Origin of the sequence: Bradyrhizobium tropiciagri (assembly GCF_018130545.1) — a bacterium.
In the GTDB taxonomy this organism is placed as follows: Bacteria; Pseudomonadota; Alphaproteobacteria; order Rhizobiales; family Xanthobacteraceae; genus Bradyrhizobium; species Bradyrhizobium tropiciagri_A.
The window spans coordinates 205,621-226,137 of record NZ_JAFCKF010000003.1 but is presented as its reverse complement, the minus strand read 5'-3'; the positions used below and the strand labels follow the sequence as shown (position 1 = coordinate 226,137).

21 protein-coding genes are annotated in these 20,517 nt (G+C 64.8%); 14 read left to right on the top strand and 7 right to left on the bottom strand.

Translation table 11 applies throughout. The features are described from left to right. Positions 1 to 9: 9 nt before the first annotated feature. Positions 10 to 2,058, bottom strand: a complete 2,049-nt coding sequence (gene thrS / locus JQ616_RS13740) for a threonine--tRNA ligase (protein WP_212015165.1) — start codon at positions 2,056 to 2,058, stop codon at positions 10 to 12. A gap of 227 nt (positions 2,059 to 2,285) precedes the next feature. Here thrS and JQ616_RS13735 point away from each other — a divergent pair, with 227 nt between their 5' ends. Both JQ616_RS13735 and JQ616_RS13730 read left to right on the top strand, forming a co-directional pair. After that, positions 2,286 to 3,602, top strand: a complete 1,317-nt coding sequence (locus JQ616_RS13735; protein WP_212015163.1) for an ATP-dependent Clp protease proteolytic subunit — start codon at positions 2,286 to 2,288, stop codon at positions 3,600 to 3,602. 106 nt (positions 3,603 to 3,708) lie between these two features. Next, the gene (locus JQ616_RS13730) at positions 3,709 to 4,842 is read left to right on the top strand and encodes an MFS transporter (protein WP_212016270.1); all 1,134 of its coding nucleotides are present in this window, start codon (positions 3,709 to 3,711) and stop codon (positions 4,840 to 4,842) included. Between the two features lie 9 nt (positions 4,843 to 4,851). Here the strand turns inward: JQ616_RS13730 and JQ616_RS13725 are convergent, their stop codons facing one another. Both JQ616_RS13725 and yidD read right to left on the bottom strand, forming a co-directional pair. Continuing rightward, a complete protein-coding gene (locus tag JQ616_RS13725; RefSeq protein WP_212015161.1) occupies positions 4,852 to 5,019 on the bottom strand; it encodes a hypothetical protein in 168 nt (55 codons plus the stop codon). Between the two features lie 116 nt (positions 5,020 to 5,135). After that, on the bottom strand, positions 5,136 to 5,489 hold the full coding sequence (gene yidD, locus JQ616_RS13720) for a membrane protein insertion efficiency factor YidD (protein WP_433995965.1): 354 nt from the start codon (positions 5,487 to 5,489) through the stop codon (positions 5,136 to 5,138). Between the two features lie 240 nt (positions 5,490 to 5,729). On the opposite strand from yidD, the gene JQ616_RS13715 reads away from it, so the two are divergent. Then, complete coding sequence (locus JQ616_RS13715) at positions 5,730 to 6,647, top strand: hypothetical protein (RefSeq protein ID WP_212015157.1); 918 nt, start codon at positions 5,730 to 5,732, stop codon at positions 6,645 to 6,647. Positions 6,648 to 6,668: 21 nt separating this feature from the next. On the opposite strand, the gene JQ616_RS13710 is transcribed toward JQ616_RS13715, so the two are convergent. Continuing rightward, positions 6,669 to 7,115, bottom strand: a complete 447-nt coding sequence (locus tag JQ616_RS13710; RefSeq protein ID WP_212015155.1) for an iron-sulfur cluster assembly scaffold protein — start codon at positions 7,113 to 7,115, stop codon at positions 6,669 to 6,671. Between the two features lie 239 nt (positions 7,116 to 7,354). Between JQ616_RS13710 and folE the strand changes: the two genes are divergently transcribed. The 10 genes from folE (at position 7,355) to JQ616_RS13660 (ending at position 16,452) form a co-directional block, all read left to right on the top strand. After that, on the top strand, positions 7,355 to 8,035 hold the full coding sequence (gene folE / locus JQ616_RS13705; protein ID WP_212015153.1) for a GTP cyclohydrolase I FolE: 681 nt from the start codon (positions 7,355 to 7,357) through the stop codon (positions 8,033 to 8,035). Positions 8,036 to 8,063: 28 nt separating this feature from the next. Then, positions 8,064 to 8,492, top strand: coding sequence for a phosphoribosyl-AMP cyclohydrolase (gene hisI, locus JQ616_RS13700; RefSeq protein WP_212015151.1), 429 nt, complete (start codon positions 8,064 to 8,066; stop codon positions 8,490 to 8,492). Between the two features lie 193 nt (positions 8,493 to 8,685). After that, positions 8,686 to 9,297 carry a c-type cytochrome gene (locus tag JQ616_RS13695; RefSeq protein WP_212015149.1) on the top strand — a complete coding sequence of 204 codons (612 nt, stop codon included), beginning with the start codon at positions 8,686 to 8,688 and terminating at the stop codon, positions 9,295 to 9,297. Between the two features lie 49 nt (positions 9,298 to 9,346). Further along, positions 9,347 to 10,558, top strand: a complete 1,212-nt coding sequence (locus JQ616_RS13690) for a c-type cytochrome (RefSeq protein WP_212016269.1) — start codon at positions 9,347 to 9,349, stop codon at positions 10,556 to 10,558. Positions 10,559 to 10,629: 71 nt separating this feature from the next. After that, positions 10,630 to 10,809 carry a hypothetical protein gene (locus JQ616_RS13685; RefSeq protein ID WP_212015147.1) on the top strand — a complete coding sequence of 60 codons (180 nt, stop codon included), beginning with the start codon at positions 10,630 to 10,632 and terminating at the stop codon, positions 10,807 to 10,809. Then, positions 10,809 to 11,372 (top strand): cytochrome C oxidase subunit II, encoded by a 564-nt coding sequence (locus tag JQ616_RS13680; protein WP_212015145.1) that lies wholly within the window; start codon positions 10,809 to 10,811, stop codon positions 11,370 to 11,372. Before JQ616_RS13685 ends, JQ616_RS13680 begins: the two co-directional genes overlap by 1 nt. Then, the gene (locus JQ616_RS13675) at positions 11,362 to 12,987 is read left to right on the top strand and encodes a cbb3-type cytochrome c oxidase subunit I (protein WP_212015143.1); all 1,626 of its coding nucleotides are present in this window, start codon (positions 11,362 to 11,364) and stop codon (positions 12,985 to 12,987) included. The genes JQ616_RS13680 and JQ616_RS13675 overlap by 11 nt, the downstream gene beginning before the upstream one ends. Beyond that, positions 12,984 to 13,775 (top strand): c-type cytochrome, encoded by a 792-nt coding sequence (locus JQ616_RS13670; protein WP_212015141.1) that lies wholly within the window; start codon positions 12,984 to 12,986, stop codon positions 13,773 to 13,775. Before JQ616_RS13675 ends, JQ616_RS13670 begins: the two co-directional genes overlap by 4 nt. Positions 13,776 to 13,863: 88 nt before the next feature. Beyond that, positions 13,864 to 14,868, top strand: coding sequence for a lytic transglycosylase domain-containing protein (locus JQ616_RS13665; RefSeq protein WP_212015139.1), 1,005 nt, complete (start codon positions 13,864 to 13,866; stop codon positions 14,866 to 14,868). A gap of 402 nt (positions 14,869 to 15,270) precedes the next feature. Further along, positions 15,271 to 16,452: a DUF2336 domain-containing protein gene (locus tag JQ616_RS13660; RefSeq protein ID WP_212015136.1), complete on the top strand. Its 1,182-nt coding sequence runs from the start codon at positions 15,271 to 15,273 to the stop codon at positions 16,450 to 16,452. Positions 16,453 to 16,507: 55 nt separating this feature from the next. Here the strand turns inward: JQ616_RS13660 and JQ616_RS13655 are convergent, their stop codons facing one another. The 3 genes from JQ616_RS13655 to JQ616_RS13645 all read right to left on the bottom strand — a co-directional run bounded on the left by JQ616_RS13655 (position 16,508) and on the right by JQ616_RS13645 (position 18,552). Further along, positions 16,508 to 17,098 (bottom strand): Hpt domain-containing protein, encoded by a 591-nt coding sequence (locus JQ616_RS13655; protein WP_212015134.1) that lies wholly within the window; start codon positions 17,096 to 17,098, stop codon positions 16,508 to 16,510. A 9-nt stretch (positions 17,099 to 17,107) separates the two neighbouring features. Beyond that, complete coding sequence (locus JQ616_RS13650) at positions 17,108 to 17,653, bottom strand: response regulator (RefSeq protein WP_050402868.1); 546 nt, start codon at positions 17,651 to 17,653, stop codon at positions 17,108 to 17,110. Positions 17,654 to 17,772: 119 nt separating this feature from the next. Beyond that, positions 17,773 to 18,552: an NAD kinase gene (locus JQ616_RS13645; RefSeq protein ID WP_212015132.1), complete on the bottom strand. Its 780-nt coding sequence runs from the start codon at positions 18,550 to 18,552 to the stop codon at positions 17,773 to 17,775. Between the two features lie 162 nt (positions 18,553 to 18,714). On the opposite strand from JQ616_RS13645, the gene JQ616_RS13640 reads away from it, so the two are divergent. Then, the gene (locus JQ616_RS13640; protein ID WP_212015130.1) at positions 18,715 to 20,298 is read left to right on the top strand and encodes a S10 family peptidase; all 1,584 of its coding nucleotides are present in this window, start codon (positions 18,715 to 18,717) and stop codon (positions 20,296 to 20,298) included. Positions 20,299 to 20,517: the final 219 nt, after the last annotated feature.

The window sequence follows — 20,517 nt, the reverse complement described above, 5'->3', positions numbered from 1 at the left end:
TTGTGAAGATCAGGCGACGGATCGCGCCTGCTTCACGTCCGGCGGGGTTGCTTCATCGACCAGCGCGGCGATCGCCTCGTCGGTCGGCATCACGGTCTGGCGCTCGCTGCCGAGGCGGCGGACCGAGACCGAATGGGTTTCGGCTTCCTTCTTGCCGACGACGAGCAGGGCCGGGATCTTGGCCAGCGAATGTTCGCGGACCTTGTAGTTGATCTTCTCGTTGCGCAGGTCGATCTCGACCCGCAAGCCCGCGCGGCGCGCCGCCGCCGCCACCACCTTGGCGTATTCGTCGCCTTCGGAGGTGATGGTCGTGACCACGAGCTGCGTCGGCGCCAGCCAGAGCGGGAAGTTGCCGGCATAGTGCTCGATCAGGATGCCGATGAAGCGCTCCATCGAGCCGCAGATCGCGCGGTGCACCATGACAGGTGCCTTCTTCGAGCCGTCGTGATCGATGTAGAACGCGCCGAACCGTTCCGGGAGGTTGAAGTCGACCTGCGTGGTGCCGCACTGCCAATCGCGGCCGATGGCGTCGCGCAGCACATATTCGAACTTCGGCCCGTAGAACGCGCCTTCGCCGGGATTGATCTCGGTGCGGATCCGGTTGCTGCCCTTGGCCTTGATCTCCGACAGCACGGTGGCCATCACGCGCTCGGCGTGATCCCACATCTCGTCGGTGCCGACCCGCTTCTCCGGCCGCGTCGAGAGCTTGACCGTGAGCTCGCCGTCGAAGCCGAAATCGGCATAGGTCGACAGGATCAGGTCGTTGATCTTGAGGCATTCTTCGGCGAGCTGCTGCTCGGTGCAGAACACGTGAGCGTCGTCCTGGGTGAAGCCACGCACCCGCATCAGGCCGTGCATCGCGCCCGACGGCTCGTAGCGATGCACGACGCCGAACTCGGCGAGCCGCAGCGGCAGATCGCGGTAGCTCTTCAGCCCGTGCTTGAAGATCTGCACATGGCCCGGGCAGTTCATCGGCTTCAGCGCGAACCAGCGCTTGTCCTCGGCCTCGTCGCCGGCGGATTGCGCTGCGAACATGTTCTCGCGGTACCAGTCCCAGTGGCCCGAGGTCTCCCACAGCACCTTGTCGAGGATCTGCGGCGCGTTGACCTCGTTGTAGTCGCCGAGCAGCCGGCGCCGCATATAGGCGATCAACTGCTGGAAGATGGTCCAGCCCTTCGGGTGCCAGAACACCACGCCGGGGCCTTCCTCCTGGAAGTGGAACAGGTCGAGCTCGCGGCCGAGCTTGCGGTGGTCGCGCTTCTCGGCCTCCTCGATCTGCCTGAGGTAGGCGTCGAGGTCTTCCTGCTTGGCGAATGCCGTGCCGTAGATGCGGGTCAGCATCGGATTGTTGGAATCGCCGCGCCAATAGGCGCCGGCCACCTTCATCAGCTTGAAGGCGTTGCCGACCTTGCCGGTGGAGGTCATGTGCGGGCCACGGCAGAGATCGAACCAGTCGCCCTGGAAATAGATCTTGATCGGCTCGTTGCCGGGAATCGCGTCGACCAGCTCGACCTTGAAGGCCTCGCCCTTGTCGCGGAACACCTGCTTGGTCTTCTCGCGATCCCAGACTTCCTTGGTGAACGGCTTGTCGCGCGCGATGATCTCGCGCATCCGCTTCTCGATCGCGGCAAAATCTTCCGGGGTGAACGGCTCGTTGCGGAAGAAGTCGTAGTAGAAGCCGTTCTCGATGACAGGGCCGATCGTGACCTGGGTGCCCGGCCACAGCGACTGCACGGCTTCGGCCAGCACATGCGCGGCATCGTGCCGGATCAGTTCCAGCGCGCGCGGGTCTTCGCGGCCGATCAGCTCGATCTTTGCATCGGCTTCGATGGGATCGTTGAGGTCGGCAATCGTGCCGTCGAGCGCCATCGCGACGGTGCGCTTGGCGAGTGAGGGCGAAATGCCCCGGGCGATGTCGAGACCGGTCGTCCCTCTCGGGAAATCGCGCCTCGCTCCATCAGGGAAGGTGAGGGCGATCTTGTCCACGGGTTCTGCGGGCTTGAGGTTAGAGAGGCTGTACTGGAATCCGGATTCGGATTTGGGGGGCGTGTCTGCCATGATGTCTCCTGTAGCTCACTCCTGCGAACGAGCGCAGGTAAGCGGAAAGCAGCGGTATAGCAGGGGATTTGACGCCTGCAATCCGGCAATATCAAGAAAATGGACCGCCGGCTGCGCGGAATCGAGGGAGGCTCGTCTGCATCGGGCGCCACTGATCGTTGCGACGCTGCCGATCATCGTCTAACGTCCGGCGTCCATTTTCCGCCATCGCGCCATCCGCAAGGTTCATGTTTTCCCGTCTCCTGTTTTTCGTGGCGTTGCTTCTGATCCCGGGCACCTTGCGGGCGGAAGACACACCGGTCGAGAAGGCCGGATTTGCGAAGAAGCTGACCATCTATCTCGCCAAGGGACCGCCGAATGCTTGCGGCGCCGGTTGCGATCGCTGGATCGCGATCGAAGGCGAGATCGATCGGGAAGCCGCGCAGCGGATTCGCACCTTCCTTTTTCCCATCAAGGACAAGCAGCTTCCGATCTATCTGCATTCGCCGGGCGGAAACGTCGAGCAGTCCTATGGGATCGCGCGGTTTCTGCGCACACACAACGCGATCGCCCGAATCGGCCGCACCACCGTGCCCGCCTGTTCCACGGGCACGCAAACCGATGCCGCCTGCCTGAAGATCAAGGCTGCGAAGGGCGAGGTCGAGGCCCAACTCACCACGCGCAACGCGATGTGCGTTTCGGCCTGCGCCTATCTGTTCGTGGGCGCGACCAACCGCGAGGTGGCGCCTGATTCGGTGGTCGGGGTCCACAATTCCAAGCTGATGTTCGTCGTGCACGGACATCCATCCGCGCAGGTCGTCGCCGATTTCAGGCGACGCGAGATGGTGAGCGCCGATCGCGACCGCGACAAGTTCCTGGCGGCGATGGGGATCAGCCATGAGCTCAGCGAGCTGATCCGGAGCGTGAAGTTCGAGAACCTGCACGTGCTGACACGGCCGGAACTCTATCGATTTGGTATCGATACGCGGCCTTTGCCGGAAACACTGTGGGCGGTGGAGAAGGAAACGCGGCCCTATGTTCGCAAGATCGCGCAGGAGAAAAAGGGCGACGGCAGCTCGTTCCGCATGATGGAGTGGCGGCTGTTCTGCGAGAACAAGGATCGCGGGCGGCTGATGTTCGTCCGCGAGTTCGACGAGGGCGCCGCCGGCAAGAGCACGGTGGTGATGATGGCCGGCGCCACCAAGACCGTCGCATTCGGCAGGTTGCCGGCGCGGTTCGGCAAATACGAGGTCTGGAGCGATCCGGTGTCCTCGGACGCCGTCAAGGCGATGCTGGTGGCCCCGCATCTGCAGGTCGGTGAAAGCACGCTGGCGTCCGACGGCAAGTCAGATACCAAGTCGGACGCTAAGCCCGATACCAAGTCCGACCCGAAGCCGAGCTTCGCGAAATTCGATATCGACACCACCGGGCTGGAGCAGGGATGGACGCAGCTGCTGGCGTCGTGTCCGACGACCGCCACAGGCCCGAAGCCTGCCGGCTCGTTTCCGCCGGTTGTCGTTTCGCCGAGCGTCAATGCGGCGCCGGCCGCGTCGCCCTCGCCATAGGCGCAAGAGGCGCCGGGTGATCACGTGCCATGCATTTAGATGCAGTTGCATTGATCTCGGAGTCTGCTAACACCGCCGCGTGAAACGCTTCGCTCCCACCGCATTGATGCTCGGCAACATCGTCACCGGCTGCTCGGTGCTGGCGCCGGCAGGCATGTTGGCGGAGCTGTCCAATGGGCTCGGCGTCACGATCCACACCGCGGGTCTCCTGATCACCTTTGGCGCCATCGTGCTGTGCGTGGGCTCGCCGGTGACGGCGTGGCTGACCAGCCGGTTCGAACGGCGCGCTCTGCTGACGGCGACGCTGCTGGTGCTGACGTTGACCAATGCGGCATCGGCCTTCGCGCCGGACTACGACAGCCTCCTGATCATTCGCCTGGTGATGCTCGCGGTCGGTGTGCTCTACACCCCGCAGGCGGCCGGCACTGCGGCGCTGATCGTCCCGGTAGAGAAGCGCGGCAGCACGATCGCCTACATCTTCCTCGGCTGGTCGCTCGCGGCTGCGATCGGGCTGCCGTTGATCACCTTCATCGCCAGCCGTTACGGCTTTCGCACGACCTATGGCGCGATCGCGCTGACCGGGCTCGTGAGCTCGCTGCTGCTGTGGTGGCGGCTGCCCGGCGGACTGCATGGCGCGCCGGTGGCCTTGCGGACCTGGGCCGAGCTCGGCCGCAATCCGACCGTCATCCTGCTGCTGTCGGTCACGACGCTGCAGATGTCCGGCCAGTTCGTGGTGTTCACCTTCATGGGCCCGCTGCTCGCCAAGCTGACCGGCGCCAATGCCGACGCCATCAGCATCGTGTTCGCGCTCTACGGCATCTTCGGATTCGTCGGCATCGCGATCGCAACGCGCATCGTGGATACCTGGGGAGCGTGGAAGACGTCGGTGCTGTTCACCGCGATGCTGCTCGCCGGCGTCGCCGGCTGGGCACTGAGCGCCGGCGCCTATGCGTTGATGGCGGCCTCGGTTGCGGTGTGGGGGCTCGGCTTCGCGTCGACCAATTCGATGCAGCAGGTGCGGCTGGTCGGTGCCGCGCCGGCGCTCGCGTCGGCATCGGTCTCGCTCAACACCTCGGTGCTGTATGTCGGCCAAGCCATCGGCTCCGCGATCGGCGGCTTGCTGTTCGCGCGCGAATGGCTCTACAGCGCGGGCTACGTCGCCACCGCCTTCGTTGCGGCGGCCCTGGTGGTCGTGCTGATCACGCGGCCGCGCCCGGTGCGCGCTGCCGCGGCGGAGTGAGCAAGCGCTTCACCACTTCACGCTCTGGCTCGGCACGATGAATGCCGTCGTGCTCGGCTTGCTCGAATTGTGGGTGAAGTAGCCGTAGGCACCAACAATCACGACGAGCAGGGCAAGCACCGCCAGCAAATCGATCTGCCGGGGATCGTGACCATTGTGGCTGATTTTCCAGCGCATTGTTGCTTCCTCCCCAAAGGGGATCCCAAGAGGGCAGAGAAACAATGCGCAAGGTATCGCCACAGTTCCGCCGAACCAGCAATGCGCGCCGCGCTTGGAAGCGCCGCAGCAATCGATCAGCTGTCGTTGACGCCGCGCCAGCGACCATAGCGCCAGGGTAGATACCAGTGTGCGCCCGGTGGCTTTGCCGCCGGCACGTTATCGATTCCCGACGTGCCCCAGGGCTGGCAGCGCAGCAGCCGTGCCAGCGTCATCCATCCGCCGCCCCATAATCCGAAGCGCTCGATCGCCTCATCGCCATAGACCGAGCAGGTCGGCAGATGCCGGCAGTTGTAGCCGACCAGCGGCGACAGCGTGTGCCGGTAGATCCAGATCAGGGCGCGGCCGAAATTGCGCGGCAATCGGCGCGCGGTGGTGGCACAGTCCATGCATCGTGGATGATGAGATGTTGAATGATCTGTCGACGGCATACGCAAGTATGTACGTAGTCTTGCGGGGGTTCCAAGCGAAGGAACTGTTCAATTGCAGATATTTACGCCACAGTTCGTGACTATTGCACAGCGCAAATGGCGCTGCAGCAAGGGTCCTATGGACGGTCCAGGTCAGCAAGGCTACCGTTCCCATAACGCGCCGATGACGGAATCGTGGCGCATTGCCATGGGGCCATTGCCACCGCTCGCATCACCAAGGGCTTGGGGGAAGGAACCAAATTGAGGCTCGTCAAGTCGCTCTCGTTGCGCAGTTGGGCGCTCACCGGCGCCGTTGCTCTTTGCTTTGCAGTGTCCGGCACCGTCACGACAGCGGGAAGTTCCGCACAGGCGAGCTCCACCCTCGAAGAGCGCAAGCTGCCGATGAAGTTCAGCTGGATCTCATGCCAGCCGAATTGCCGGGGCTGGGTATCGGCGGTCGGCATCATCACCGCCGACAGCCCCAAGGATTTCGACGAGTTCGCGCGCAGCCGCCAACTCAACGGCGCCACCATCGTGCTCGACTCCAGCGGCGGTTCGGTCAATGACGCGATCGCGCTCGGGCGCCGCTTCCGTGGTCTCGGCGCGCTGACCACCGTCGGCACCAGCGTCGTCAATCAGGCCGCGCAGGGCGACCGCGCCAGCGTGCTGCCGGATGCCTATTGCGAGTCGATGTGCGTATTCCTGCTGTTGTCCGGCAAGACGCGCTACGTGCCGCCGGCCGCCCATGTCCGCGTGCATCAGATCTGGATGGGTGACCGCGCCGACGACGCCAAGGCCGCGAGCTACACCGCTCAGGACCTGATGATCGTCGAGCGCGATATCGGCCGTCTTGCCAAATACACCTTCGACATGGGCGGAGCAGGTGAGCTGCTGTCGCTCGCACTCAGCGTGCCGCCGTGGGAAGACCTGCATGAATTGTCGGCGGCCGAATTGCGGCTGACCAATCTCGTCACCACGGATGCGGTCGCCGACGTGCTGCCGCGGCAGGATGACACAACCCCCGTCGCCGAAGCGAAGCCGAAGAACAGCGATCGCTTCGTGAGCAGCGCGATGGAGGGTGAGGCGTTGCCGCAGGTCGCGAAGGCGACCAAGACCGCCGAGGCCGTGGTGCCGACCGGAGGCACCGCAGCGCCGGCGCCGGTTCAGCCGGCTCAGTAGGGCTGACGCCGGCAATCAGTCTTACGCCGGCTGCTTCGCCTTGGCCTCGATCTGGCCGATTGCATCGACCACGGCATCGAAGGTCAGGAGCGTCGAGGCGTGGCGGGCCTTGTAGTCGCGCACCGGCTCGAGCAGCGCGATGTCGGCCCATTTGCCGCCCTGCGGGGGCTGGCCATTTTCCTTCAGCATCTTGCGGACGGTCTCGCGCAAGTCACGCAGCTCGTCCGCGGTCGAGCCCACCACATGGCTCGCCATGATCGAGGAGGAGGCCTGGCCAAGCGCGCAGGCCTTCACGTCATGGGCGAAGTCGGTCACCACGGGGCCGTCCATCTTAAGGTCGACCTTGACGGTCGAACCGCACAATTTCGAGTGGGCGGTGGCGCTGGCGTCGGGGTCGGCGAGCCGTCCGAGGCGCGGAATATTGCCGGCCAACTCAATGATCCGCTTGTTGTAAATGTCGTTCAGCATGGGGACAGATGCCTGGTTCCGGCCGAGCCGGGCGCTCTTGGCGGCTGGGTTTCACCGTCCTATATATGGACGGTAGCGCCGGAAACATAGCCCGGCCATGCGGCCACCGCGGCCCACATACGCCACGATGGTGCTACAAGAATGGGACTCAGGCGCCCGGCGGTTCGACGATCCGCCCCGTCTGCCCGGTGACACATCCGGCCCGAGGGCAGTGCCAGGGCCGGTCGAACGGAGAAGACATGGACGCCTTGATCAAACCGATTCGCCCCAACAAGCCCGCCGACGCGAAAGCCAGCGAGCTCGACCCCTCAGAATTCATGGCGGCGGCCGTCCGTGCCGACCAGCCGCGCCCGTCGCGGGCGGAAGCCGAGGAGGCCGTCAAGACGCTGCTCTCCTATATCGGCGAGAACACCTTCCGCGAGGGCCTGCTCGACACGCCGCGCCGCGTCGTCGAAGCTTATGACGAGCTCTATCAGGGCTATCATCAGTGCCCGGCCGAAGTGCTCAACCGCACCTTCGGCGAGACCGCCGGCTACGACGATTTCGTGCTGGTCCGCGACATCGAGTTCACCTCGCAGTGCGAGCATCACATGATGCCGTTCTACGGCAAGGCGCATATCGCTTATACGCCGGTGGAGCGGGTCGTGGGTCTCTCCAAGTTGGCGCGGCTGACCGACATCTTCGCCCGCCGCCTGCAGACGCAGGAGCATCTCACCGCGCAGATCGCCGCCGCGATCGACGAGGTGCTGAAGCCGCGTGGCGTTGCGATACTGATCGAGGCGGAGCATACCTGCATGTCGGTGCGCGGCGTCGCCAAGCACGGTGCATCGACCTTCACCAGCCGCTTCACCGGCATGTTCCGCGACAATCCGGCCGAGCAGCAGCGTTTCCTGTCCCTGGTGCGAGGACCGAACCGGTAACCTCGCATTGTCCTGAGCGAGGTTTTCCGTGTCCGCATCGACCCACGATCACGACCGCGAAGAGGGGCTGGCCTTCCAGCCCAAATTCGACGCGGCAGGTCTCGTGACCTGCGTCGCGACCGATGCTGCGACCGGTGACGTGCTGATGGTCGCGCACATGAACGACGAGGCCCTGCGCAAGACCATCGCGACCGGCGAGGGCTGGTACTTCAGCCGCTCGCGCAATGCGCTGTGGCGCAAGGGCGAGAGCTCGGGCCAGACCCAGCGCGTGGTCGAGATACGCTTGGATTGCGATCAGGATGCGGTGTGGATCAAGGTCGAGCAGATCGGCGCCGCCTGCCACACCGGACGGCGCTCCTGCTTCTATCGCGCGGTGAAGGGCGAGGGCGGCGATGTCAGCCTGTCCTTCGTCGACGCCGATCGGCTTTTTGACCCGGCAGCAGTCTATCGCACCTAACCATTGATCTGAATCAAGGACGACGCGCTGAATTTTGCGCATCGTAGCCTCCGGTTTCGCGACGCGGTCTCATCGTCGCGCTGGGGGCCAAACGGTGACTTGTCTTCTCATTCGGCTGGCTGCGTTTCTGGCGCTCGTTGCGCTGCAAATCGGTGCTGCCCGGTCGCAAACGACCGAGCGCGCGCCCGATACGATGGCCGCGCGTGTCCTCGCCTGCGCGCCCTGTCACGGCGCCGAAGGCGAGGGCACCAGCGACGCCTATTTTCCCCGTCTTGCCGGCAAGCCGGCCGGCTACCTCTATAACCAGCTCATCGCGTTCAGGGACGGACGGCGGAAATATCCGCCAATGAACTACCTGCTGGAATTCCAGACCGACGATTACCTGAAGAAGATCGCCGAGTATTTCGCTTCGCTCAGGCCGGCATTTCCGCCGCCGGTCCCGCCAGTCGACAGCAAGGAGATCCTGGCGCGCGGCGAGTCCATCGTGAAGAACGGCGATGCGCAGCACGGTATTCCGCCGTGTTCGGCCTGTCATGGTCAGACCTTGGGCGGCATGGAGCCGGGCATTCCCGGCCTGCTTGGCCTGCGCGCCGCCTATATCAGCGGCCAGCTCGGCGGCTGGCGCTACGGAACGCGGACCGCGTTCGCCCCCGATTGCATGCAGATCGTCGCAGGCCTGCTGACCGAGGACGACGTCAAGGCGGTTGCCGCCTATCTGTCATCGCGTCCGGCTCCGGCCGATCCATCCTTCGCGCCGCGAGGCAGCCTGCCGATGCCGCTCGAATGCGGCAGCGAACCGCACTGAAGGGATCGTGCCGATGTCGCGAATCTCAACAGGACTGCTTGCCGGGCTGATGCTGGTGCTGTCGCCGATCGCAACATCGGCGCAACAGCCAGCCGATCCCGCCGTCATCGCCAAGGGCGAGTATCTCGCGCGCGCCGGCGATTGCATCGCCTGCCATACCGCGCGCGAAGGCAAGACCTTCGCCGGCGGCCTTCCGATGAAGACGCCATTCGGCACGCTCTACACCTCGAACATCACGCCCGACCCGCAGACCGGGATCGGCACGTGGACGTCGGATCAGTTCTACCAGATGATGCACAGTGGCCGCTTCCCCGATGGCGGCCTGGTCTATCCGGCGATGCCGTTCGCCTCCTATACCAAGGTGACGCGCGAGGACAGCGACGCGATCTACGCCTATTTGCGCACGGTGACGCCGGTCAAGCAGCTCAACAAGCCGCATGACCTGACCTTCCCGTTCAACAACCGCTCGCTGATCCTCGGCTGGCGTACGCTGTTCTTCAGGGAGGGCGAGTTCAAGCCTGACCCAACGAAGTCGGCAGAGTGGAATAGAGGCAACTATCTGGTCGAGGGGCTGGGTCATTGCGGGATGTGTCACACCCCGATCAATGCGCTTGGCGGCAGCAAGCAGTCGCAGGCCTTCGAAGGCGGCCTGATCCCGATGCAGAACTGGTACGCGCCGTCGCTGACCTCGAACAAGGAGACCGGGCTCGGCGACTGGACGATCGAGGAGATCGTCGACTATCTGCGCAAGGGCGTGTCCGCCAAGGGCGCCGTGTACGGGCCGATGGCCGAGGTCGTCTACAACAGCCTGCAATATCTCAACGATGATGATGTGCGCGCGATGGCGGTCTACCTGAAAGGCCTTGCGCAGGGCGGTCCGCCAGAAAAGGCGTCGACCTCGCTGCCGTCGGCCGAGAGCAGTCTGCTGCTGTCCCTTGGCAAGTCGATCTATGACCGCGACTGCGCGAGCTGTCATGGCGCGACCGGGCAGGGCATGCCGCCGGACTATCCGCCGCTTGCCGGCAACCAGTCGATCCAGATGGTCTCCTCGGTGAACCCGGTCCGGATGGTGCTCAATGGCGGCTACCCGCCGGGCACGTCGGGTAACCCGACGCCTCACGGCATGCCGCCGTTTGCGCAGAAGCTCTCGGACGACGAGGTCGCGGCCGTCGTGACCTACATTCGAACCGCCTGGGGCAACCGCGGCGAGCCGGTGTCGGCGCGGCAGGCCAACGAATTGCGTGCGGCAACGCTGAACTAAAGCATGATCCGGAAAAGTGCGAAGCGGTTTTCCGAAAAGATCATGCTCAGACAAGGAGCTAAAGCGCGATCATGATCAACTCATCTTCGCCGCAACCGAACACATCCGTCTCAGAGGACGAGGCCGTCGAGACCATCGTGCGCAGCGGCCCAAGCGGTGCGGTCGCGATCGCTGGTGTTGCGACGGCCATCGTGGTCGGATTGTGGTTTGCATTCTACCTGCTGGTCTTCCTGCCGCGGAGCGCTCCGTGATGGCGACCGAGACGGACCATAGCCTCGGCGAAGCGGTCGCCGCCCGGATCGAGCGGCGCTGGGCGACACTGTCGATCGTCATCGTCGGCGTGCTGGTCGGCATGGCGGCCTATATCGGCATCCATCAGGCGACGATGCCGCAGGGCCGGGTCGAGACCGCCGATCCCAGGACTCTGCACCTGTCCGGTGAGTTCATCGAGAGCAATCTCGGCAGCGAACTGGCAGCCGACGGCTCGGTCATCGTGCGCGCGATCGGTCAGCAATATTCCTTCACGCCGCAATGCGTCGTGGTGCCGGCGGAAACACCGATCACATTCCGCGCCACCAGCGCGGACGTCGTCCACGGCTTCCTGATCGAGGGCACCAATATCAACACGATGCTGGTGCCGGGCTACGTTACGGACCTGCCGGTGCGCTTCAAGGCACCGGGCGATCATCTGATGCCGTGCCAGGAATTTTGCGGCATCGGCCACCAGGGCATGTGGGGCAAGGTCAAGGTGGTCGACAAGGCCGCGTTCCGCGACATGGCGGCGGCGAAGCGGAGGCTGACCTGTGTTGACTAGCAAGCGGCTCATTCTCGCTCACTTCTGGCTCGCGTTCATCGTATTCGGTGCCGCGCTGGTGCTCGGCGCCTGGCAGATGTTCGTGCGCAGCCCGTTGAACGCCTGGCATTTCAATCCGGAGTTCTATTATCGCTCGGTCACCGCGCATGGCTCGGCGATGGGATACGTGTTCCCGACTCTGATCGCGATGGGATTCGGCTACGCGATCACCGAAGCATCGTTCGAGAAGGCGCTGATTGGACGGCGCTGGGCTTGGACGGGCTTCTTCCTGGTCGCGGTCGGTGCCGTCGTCGCGATGATCCCGGTGTCGCTCGGGCTCGCCTCGGTGCTCTACACCTTCTATCCGCCGATGGTCGGCAATCCCTTCTATTACATCGGCGTCGTCATGGTCGTGGTCGGCTCATGGATCTGGGTCGCGCTGATGGTGATCAATTTCGTGATCTGGAAGCGCGAGAACCCGGGCAAGCCGGTGCCGCTTGCGATGTACGCCAACGTCGCGGGATGCTTGCTCTGGGGCTGGACTGCGGTCGGTGCGGCGCTGGAGATCCTGTTCCTGATCCTGCCCGTGGCGTTGGGGTTCAAGTCGACGATCGATGCCGGGCTGGCGCGCGTGTTCTTCTCGTGGTCCCTGCATGCCATCGTCTATTTCTGGCTGATTCCGACCTACATCGCCTATTACACGATCTTCCCGCGGGCGATCGGCGGCCGGCTCTACAGCGACGCGATGGCGCGGATTTCGTTCATCCTGTTCGTCGTGGTGGCGATGCCGATCGGCGTGCACCATCTGTTTGCTGACCCGCAGGTCGGCGCCGGCTTCAAGTTCATGCACTCGGTGTTCACCGGTCTCGTCGCGCTGCCGACGTTGCTCACGGTGTTCACGATCTGCGCGTCGGCGGAGATCGCGAGCCGCCTGCGCGGAGGCCGCGGCGCATTCGGCTGGATCGGCGCGCTGCCATGGTCCAATCCGATCATGCTGGCGACGGCGCTGTCGCTGGTCATGCTCGGCTTCGGCGGCGCCGGCGGTCTGATCAACATGAGCTATCAGCTCGACGCCACCGTGCACAACACGCAGTGGATCACCGGCCATTTCCACCTGATCTTCGGTGGCGCCATCGTGATCATGTATTTCGCCATCGCCTATGATCTGTGGCCGCATCTGACCGACCGCGCACTGGACAGTTTTGGCCTGATGCGCACGCAGCTCTGGCTGTGGTTCATCGGCATGATCGTGACCACTTTCCCATGGCACTATGTCGGCATTCTCGGCATGCCACGCCGCATGGCCTATTACGACTATGCCAACCCCGCGATCTCACCGCAGGCCTTCTCGGTGACGATGTCGGCGATTGGCGGCTTCATTCTGCTGTTGTCGGGCCTGCTGTTCCTGCTGGTGCTGATCCGCGGCCAGTTCGGCGCGCGAGGCGAGGCGGGTGCCTATCGCTTCGCGGTGCCGCTCCACATGCCGGCGCGGATTCCGGTCGCGCTCAACTCGTTCGGCCTGTGGCTTGCGTTGATGGTCGGTCTCACGGTGGTGAACTATGGCTTCCCGATCGCGCAGCTGATGGCGCTGAACGAGACCAGCGTCCCTGCCGTCTATGTCGGAGCCGGCCGATGAGCGATCAGCCGCTGTTCTCCCCGCGCAATCCGTGGTTCGGCATCAGCGTCGGCGTTACCGCCGCCATTGCCGTGTTGTCGGCCGTCGCGGGCCTGATCTGGTTGCCGCTGGCGCAACCCAACCTCAAGCTCGCCAGCGTCTGGGACGCGATCTGCAGCGCGGCCGGCGTTCCGCGCGCCGCTGTGCAGGAGGCAGCCGTCAAGCCGGATTTCAAGACTTCCAATGTCGTGATGACGTCGGAGATGCTGACCAAGGTCGATCAGGTCTCGATCGGGCGAGGGGCGACGCTGGCGCAGCGTTGCGCGATCTGCCACGGACCGCAGGGTGTCAGCGACGCCCATTCACCGAACCTCGCCGGGCAGTTTGCCGCGGTGACCTACAAGGAGCTCAACGACTTCAAGACCGGCGCACGGGTCAGTGTGGTGATGAGCCCGTTCGCGGCGGCGATGAGTGACCAGGACATGAAGGACGTCGCGGCCTACTACGCCTATCTGCCGCGGGTGCCTTCGAACAATCTGGATACCGGGCGCGCCGCGCCGGCGGTCGTGGTGACGGGCGCCCCGCTGCGTAACATCCCGCCCTGCGGCTCGTGCCATGGCGATATCGACAACAAGGCGGGGAGCCCCTGGCTCGGCGGCCAGTCGGCGGTCTACATCAAGGCGCAGCTCGAAGCCTTCGCGTCAGGGACCCGCCGCAACGACATCAGCCAGCAGATGCGCAATATCGCCCGCCAGATGACGGCCGAGGAGATCGACCAGGTCGCGCACTACTACGAGGCCCAGCCTTGAGGGGTATTAACGCGCCGTTAACCATAATTACGGCAGCTTAACCGGATGTGGGTGCCGATTGCCGGCGCCCGGCAAGGCACCCGGACAGATGGCGGTCGACCTCTCCATTGCGACGGCTTCGGCAGGTGTCGATCCGTCGCGTCTGAAGGTCGCGAGCTCGATCAAGCAGGCGGCCGCGACCACCGGCACGAGCTTCGAATATCTGCTCACCACCGCGAAGATGGAATCCAATTTCAATCCGCGGGCCGGCGCCACCATCTCGTCGGCGCATGGGCTTTATCAGTTCATCGACCAGACTTGGCTCGGCACCGTCAAGGAAGCGGGGAGCCAGCTCGGCTACGGCCAATATGCCGACGCCATCACCAAGAATTCCGACGGCAGCTATTCGGTTAGCGATCCCTCCGCAAAGAGCGCGGTGATGAAGCTGCGCGACGATCCCGATGCGGCCTCGTCGATGGCGGCGGTGCTGACGCAATCCAACAGCTTCAAGCTCACCGGCACGCTCGGCCGTCGTCCGACCGATGCCGAACTGTACATGGCCCATTTCATGGGCGTCGGCGGCGCCGGTAAGCTGATCTCGAGCGCCGAGGACAGCCCGAGCGCCAACGCGGCCGCGATGTTCCCGAAGGCGGCGGCCGCGAACCAGTCGATCTTCTACGACAAGTCCGGCAGCGCACGCAGCGTCAGCCAGGTCTATTCGGTGCTGACCACGCGCTACGCCGCGGCGGCAAACGCGACCGACACGCGCACCGCCTACGCCGCAGCAGGCGGCGACACCATGAGCCCGTACGCGATCGCAAGCGCGGCGCCGACATCGGCGCCGGCCACCGACACCGCGTCGTTTCTCTCGAGCTTCCCGAATGCCCGCGCGGTCACGCCGGCCGCTGCAAGTACGGCTGCGGCATCGACGCAGTCGGCGCCGGCCTTCCGCTCGCTCTACCAGGTCGGCGACCGCTCGGAGCCGATCTCGCCCGCGGTGCAGGAGCTGTGGGGCAATTCCGGCTCGCTGACCGCGTCGGCGACGCCAAAGGTCCGCGCACCCGGGCGGCTCGATCTGTTCAGCGATCCCAGCGGCACCTACAGCAACAGCTAGCCTGGCGTGCACGGATCCTGATCGGATCAGCCCGCCAGAGGGCGGCGGTAGCGCAAATCCAAAACATCGAAAACAACCCCATGCAAAGTAGCCGGCGGAGGTCGCCGGCGGCCGAATGACGACTTGACATGTCGGGCAACTCAGCGCCACACTTCCATTATTCCGAAATTTTGCAAGCCGCCCTTGGCGTCCAGCCCGAGTTGATTGAAGGCGGGGCGAGGCGGCTTGCCGGCAGGATCATCCGCTTGCTGCGCGTGCGAAGCCGCGCGCCCCGAACGCATTAACGAAACGTCAACAATCCCAAACGTTTATGGTGAACCCTTTGTTAAGCGTCATGGTTTATTTTTTCTTGTAGTTGGCATCGTCAGTCGATGCCGTTTCGTTGCGTAAGCCGGAAGGACCATGATCGTTCGGCAGTTCATTAGTTGGATTAGGACCGCTCCGGCAGGCGAGCGGGCAGAGGCGACGCGGGCGTTGGCCCGGGCTTGGCTCATTTCAGATCTCACCGAGGACGACCGCATTGCGGCGGAAGGCGCGCTGCTGATGCTGCTCGACGATCCGTCGCCGCTGGTTCGCCAGGCGATGGCCGAGGTGTTCGCGCACAGCACGGAGGCGCCGGCTGCGATCGTGCAGGCGCTGTCGGCCGATCAGCCGGCGATCGCGCTGCCGTTGCTGGAGCATTCACCGCTCTTGATCGATGCCGACCTGGTCGACATCGTCGCGACTGGCTCGGACGAGATGCAATGTGCGATCGCGCGCCGGGTCAATCTGCCGGCTTCCGTTGCAGCTGCGATCGCCGAAGTCGGTTCGGCCGCGGCCGCGCTCGAACTGATCGAGAATCCCTATGCCGGCCTCGCGCCGTTCTCCTGGGACCGCATCGTCGAGCGCCACGGCCATCTCGCGGCGATCAGGGAATCGATGCTGGCGCTGGAAGACCTGCCGTCGGCGACGCGGCTGGCGCTGGTCGCCAAGCTCTCCGACACGCTGGCGCAGTTCGTCGTGGCGCGAAACTGGCTCGGTGCCGTTCGTGCCGAACGGATCGCGGACGAGGCGCGCGAACGCTCGACGGTGAACATCGCCGCGCGCGCGTTCGGCGACGACATGCAGAATTTGATCACGCATCTGCGCGCCACCGGTCAGCTCACCGCTGGGCTGATCCTGCGCGCGCTGCTGTCCGGTAATCTCGATCTGTTCGGCGCGGCGCTCGCCGAACTGTCCGGGCTGCCCTATGGCCGCGTCTCCGCGCTGTTGAACGACCGCGGCGGCAACGGCCTGCAGGCGCTGCTGCGCCGCGCCGGCCTGCCGGAATCCACCTACGCCGCGTTCCGCGTCGCGCTCGAAGCCAGCCACGAGGTCGGCTATGTCGACAGCGGCGACGGCGCGGCGCGGCTGCATCGCCGCATGGTCGAGCGGGTGCTGACCCATTGCGAGACCGATCATTCGGCGGCCGAGCCGCTGTTGATCCTGCTGCGCCGCTTCGCGACCGAGTCGGCCCGCGAGGATGCGCGGATGTTCTGCGAGGAGCTCGCCGCCGAAGACGCGGTCGCGGTGCTGCCCTACGACGACGATCTCATCGCGGCCTGAGGGCCGCGTTTCCCACAATTGATGATGATTGAAGCCGTGGCCTTTGGCCGCGCCGCTATTCGCCTGGCGCGATGCTCGGTGCGAGGATTGCCTCGAGATGCTCGGGCCGGTCGCGGTTGGCGTGGGTCAGGAATTCATCGGCGATACCGCGGAGCTGCTTGCTCAGCACGCCGGCCACAACAGCGGTATCGAGCTTGGTGCGGTTGCGCACGATCGCCTGCACGGCATTGATGTGGTGGGCAATCAGCTGCGGCGGCACGGCGGAAAGATCCGGCGCGTGCTCGATGATGCGGCACAGGCTTTCGGCCGCCGCCGCCGCCGACGGATAGCCGAACGTCGCGGCATCGCCCTTGATGTCGTGCGCGGCGCGGAACAGCTCGTCGCGGGTCTTGTCGCTGAAGCCCTCGCGCAGCACGGTGGCATGCGCGGCGGAGAGGCGGTCGGCCTCGATCGTCATCCATTCCTTGAACTCGCCCGACAATCCGGCAAGCGCTTTTTCGGCGCGGCCTACGGGATCGTCGAGATCGCTCTCGGGCACGCGCAGCAGCATCTTGCGCAGCGGGTTCGGCTGCGTGATCACGTGATGCGTGCCGAAGCTCTTGATCTCGATGCTGCCGGGTTTGTCCTTGGAGTTGTCTTTGGCCATGACGGTTTCCTAGATCGCGGAGCGCGCCTTCTCGAGCAGCGACGGCTGCTGCAGGATTTCGACCTCGCCGCTGCCGCGGCGTTCGGGGCCGATATAGGTGTTGGTGGTGTTGCGGCGGCGGTCGGGGCCGAAATAGGTCTTGGTCTTGATGAACGGGCGCGGATTGGCAACCACGTTCATGATCCGCTGGTAGAGGCCCTTGGCCGAGATCGGCTTGGCCAGGAATTCGGTGACGCCGGCATCGCGCGCCACCGTGACGCGGCGCTTCTCGGAATGCCCGGTCAGCATGATGATCGGTGCGTAGGGATTGCCCTTGGATTCCGGCTGCCGGATCATTTGCGCGAGCTCGAGCCCGTCGAAGATCGGCATCGACCAGTCGGTGATGACGATGTCGGGCACATAGTGCGTATACATTTCGAGTGCGGTGGCGCCGTCCTCGGCCTCATAGACTTCGCGTGCACCGAACGAATGCAGCAGCGTGCGCAGGATGCGGCGCATGTGCGGATTGTCGTCGCAAATCAAGAACCGCAGCTTGTTGAAATCAATGCGATACATGGTCCGGTCCCGAAGGGGCATACCGGGCCAAACGCGGTATTACCCAACGTTAACCATATCCCGCCCGGGGTTAATGATTGGTTGCCGGGCAAGGCGGAGCTAGGGGAGGCGTGCCGCGGTCAATATCCGAACTGCTCGCGCAGGATACGCTCTTCCAGCGAGTGGCCGGGATCGAACAGCATCCGCATCGCGATGGTCTTGTCGGAGAGGATCTCGACGCGGCGGACGTCGCGGACCTCGTCATGGTCGGCGACCGCAGCGACCGGGCGCTTCTCGCCCTCGATCACCTCGATCACCACGAAGGCGGAGTTCGGCAGCAGCGCGCCGCGCCAGCGTCGTGGCCGGAACGCGCTGATCGGGGTCAGCGCCAGCAGCGCGGCGTTGATCGGCAGGATCGGACCCTGGGCGGAGAGGTTGTAGGCGGTCGAGCCGGCCGGCGTCGCCACCAGGATGCCGTCGGCCATCAGCTCGGGCATCCGCTCGTGCTCGTCGATCAGGATGCGCAGCTTGGCAACCTGGTAGGTCTGCCGGAACAGCGCGACCTCGTTGATCGCGTGATGCAGATGCACGGCGCCGTGGATGTCGGTCGCGCGCATCAGCAGCGGATTGATCAGCGACTCCCGCGCGGCGGAAAGCCGGGTGCGCAGATCATGCGTCGAATATTCGTTCATCAGGAAGCCGACGGTGCCGCGGTGCATGCCGTAGATCGGCTTGTTGCTGCGCATGTTGGCGTGCAGCGTTTGCAGCATCAAGCCGTCGCCGCCGAGCGCAACCACGACGTCGGCATCGGCAGGTAGATGGTTGCCGTACATCGCGGTCAGCTGCTCGAGCGCGGTCTGCGCTTCCGCGCTCGCACTGGCGACAAAGGCGATCTTGTCATACCGCTTGGGGCTAGCCATCGCTCACGAACTCGTTTGGCCCGGAATACGCCGCGCTCGTCTATACATCCCGGGCGACCTTGTCGAGATGGTCCGGAAACGGACCAGATGCCATACCGGTGTCGCCAAGCTACCGCAGTTTGAAGGCGGAATGCGTAAACATCGGCCCAGGGAGTGAACGGCATGGCTAACAGTTTTGCGACACGGCTCACCGCGGCGTTGCTGGTGGCCTGCCTCGCAACCGTGGCGAGGGCCGAGGATGAGGCCCCGCAGCCATCGCCGTCGCCGAGCGCGCAGGCGCCAAGCAGCCAGAACCCGAGCGGCCAGAAGGGGCGGGCAGGGCGCGGCGAGGCCGGCTCCGGCGCTGCGGCCAACGCGCCGACCCCCGAGCAGCACCGCCTGCCGCCGGATTCCACCACAAAGCAAATGGTGGCGCTGCCCGGCCGCACGCTGAACTTCAGCGCGACCGCGGGTTCGATCCGCGTGTTCGACGACAAGGGCGAGCCGCTCGCCGACATCGCCTACACGTCCTATCAACTCGACGGCGCCGATAAGGCCAACCGCCCGGTGACCTTCCTGTTTAATGGCGGGCCGGGCTCCGCGTCGGCCTGGCTGCAATTCGGCAATGTCGGGCCGTGGCGGCTGTCGTTCGATGGCGACGGCGCGGTGTCTTCGGCCTCGCCCGATCTGCAACCCAATGCCGACACCTGGCTCGACTTCACCGATCTCGTCTTCATCGATCCGGTCGGCACCGGCTACAGCCGCTTCGTCACCACCTCCGAGGAGGCGCGCAAGCGCTTCTTCAGCGTCGACGGCGACGCCAATTCGGTCGCGCTGGTGATCCGCCGCTGGCTGGAGAAATACGACCGGCTGACCTCGCCGAAATATGTCACCGGCGAAAGCTATGGCGGCATTCGCGGGCCCAAGGTGGTGCGCAATCTGCAAATGCAGCAGGGCGTCGGCGTGCGCGGCCTGGTGCTGATCTCGCCGGTGCTGGATTTCCGCGAATATACCGGCTCCAGCATCCTGCAGTATGTCGCGAGCCTGCCGACCATGACGGCGGTCGCGCGCCAGGTGAAGGGGCCGGTGACGCGTGACGATCTGGCCGACGTCGAGCGCTATGCGCGAAGCGATTTCATGCTCGATCTCATCAAAGGCCAGGCCGACACCGAGGCCACCACGCGGCTCGCCGACAAGGTCGCTGATCTGACCGGCATCGATCAGGCGGTGAGCCGCAGGCTCGCCGGCCGTTTCGACATCGGCGAATTCCGCCGCGAGTTCGATCGCAAGAACGGCAAGGTCACCGGCCGCTACGACGCCTCGGTCGAAGGCTTCGATCCCTATCCGGATTCGAGCTACTTCCATTTCAATGACCCGTCCGGCGACCCCCTGATGGCGCCGCTGACCAGCGCCGCGGTCGATCTCACCACGCGCAAGCTGAACTGGCGGCCGGACGGCTCCTATCAGCTGCTCAGTGAAAGCGTGAACAAGGCCTGGGAGTTCGGTCACGGCATCAATCCGGCGGAGTCGGTGACGCAGCTGCGCCAGATGCTGGCGCTCGATCCGAAGCTGAAACTCCTGATCGGCCACGGCCTGTTCGATCTCGCGACGCCGTATTTCGCTTCGAAGATCATCCTCGACCAGCTGCCCGCCTTCGCAGGTCCGAGCCGCACCAGGCTCGTGGTCTACCCCGGCGGCCACATGTTCTACTCCCGCGACGGCTCCCGCCAGGCGTTCCGCAAGGAGGTCGAGGCGTTGATGCGGTGAGGGGGGCGTGGATAGCGAATTGGGCTGATCCGATTGCCGCAATGGCAGTGTCGTCCCTGCCTAGTGCGCAATTGCGCACGGGAGCAGGGACCCATAACCACAGGCTCCCGTTGTCGGAGCGAGCTGTGGCCCCAGCTTCGCGCAGCAATTGCCATTTGGGGTAATGGGTCCTGGCCTTCGCCAGGACGACGGCGAGTTTGATACGGTATCAAGAGCCGT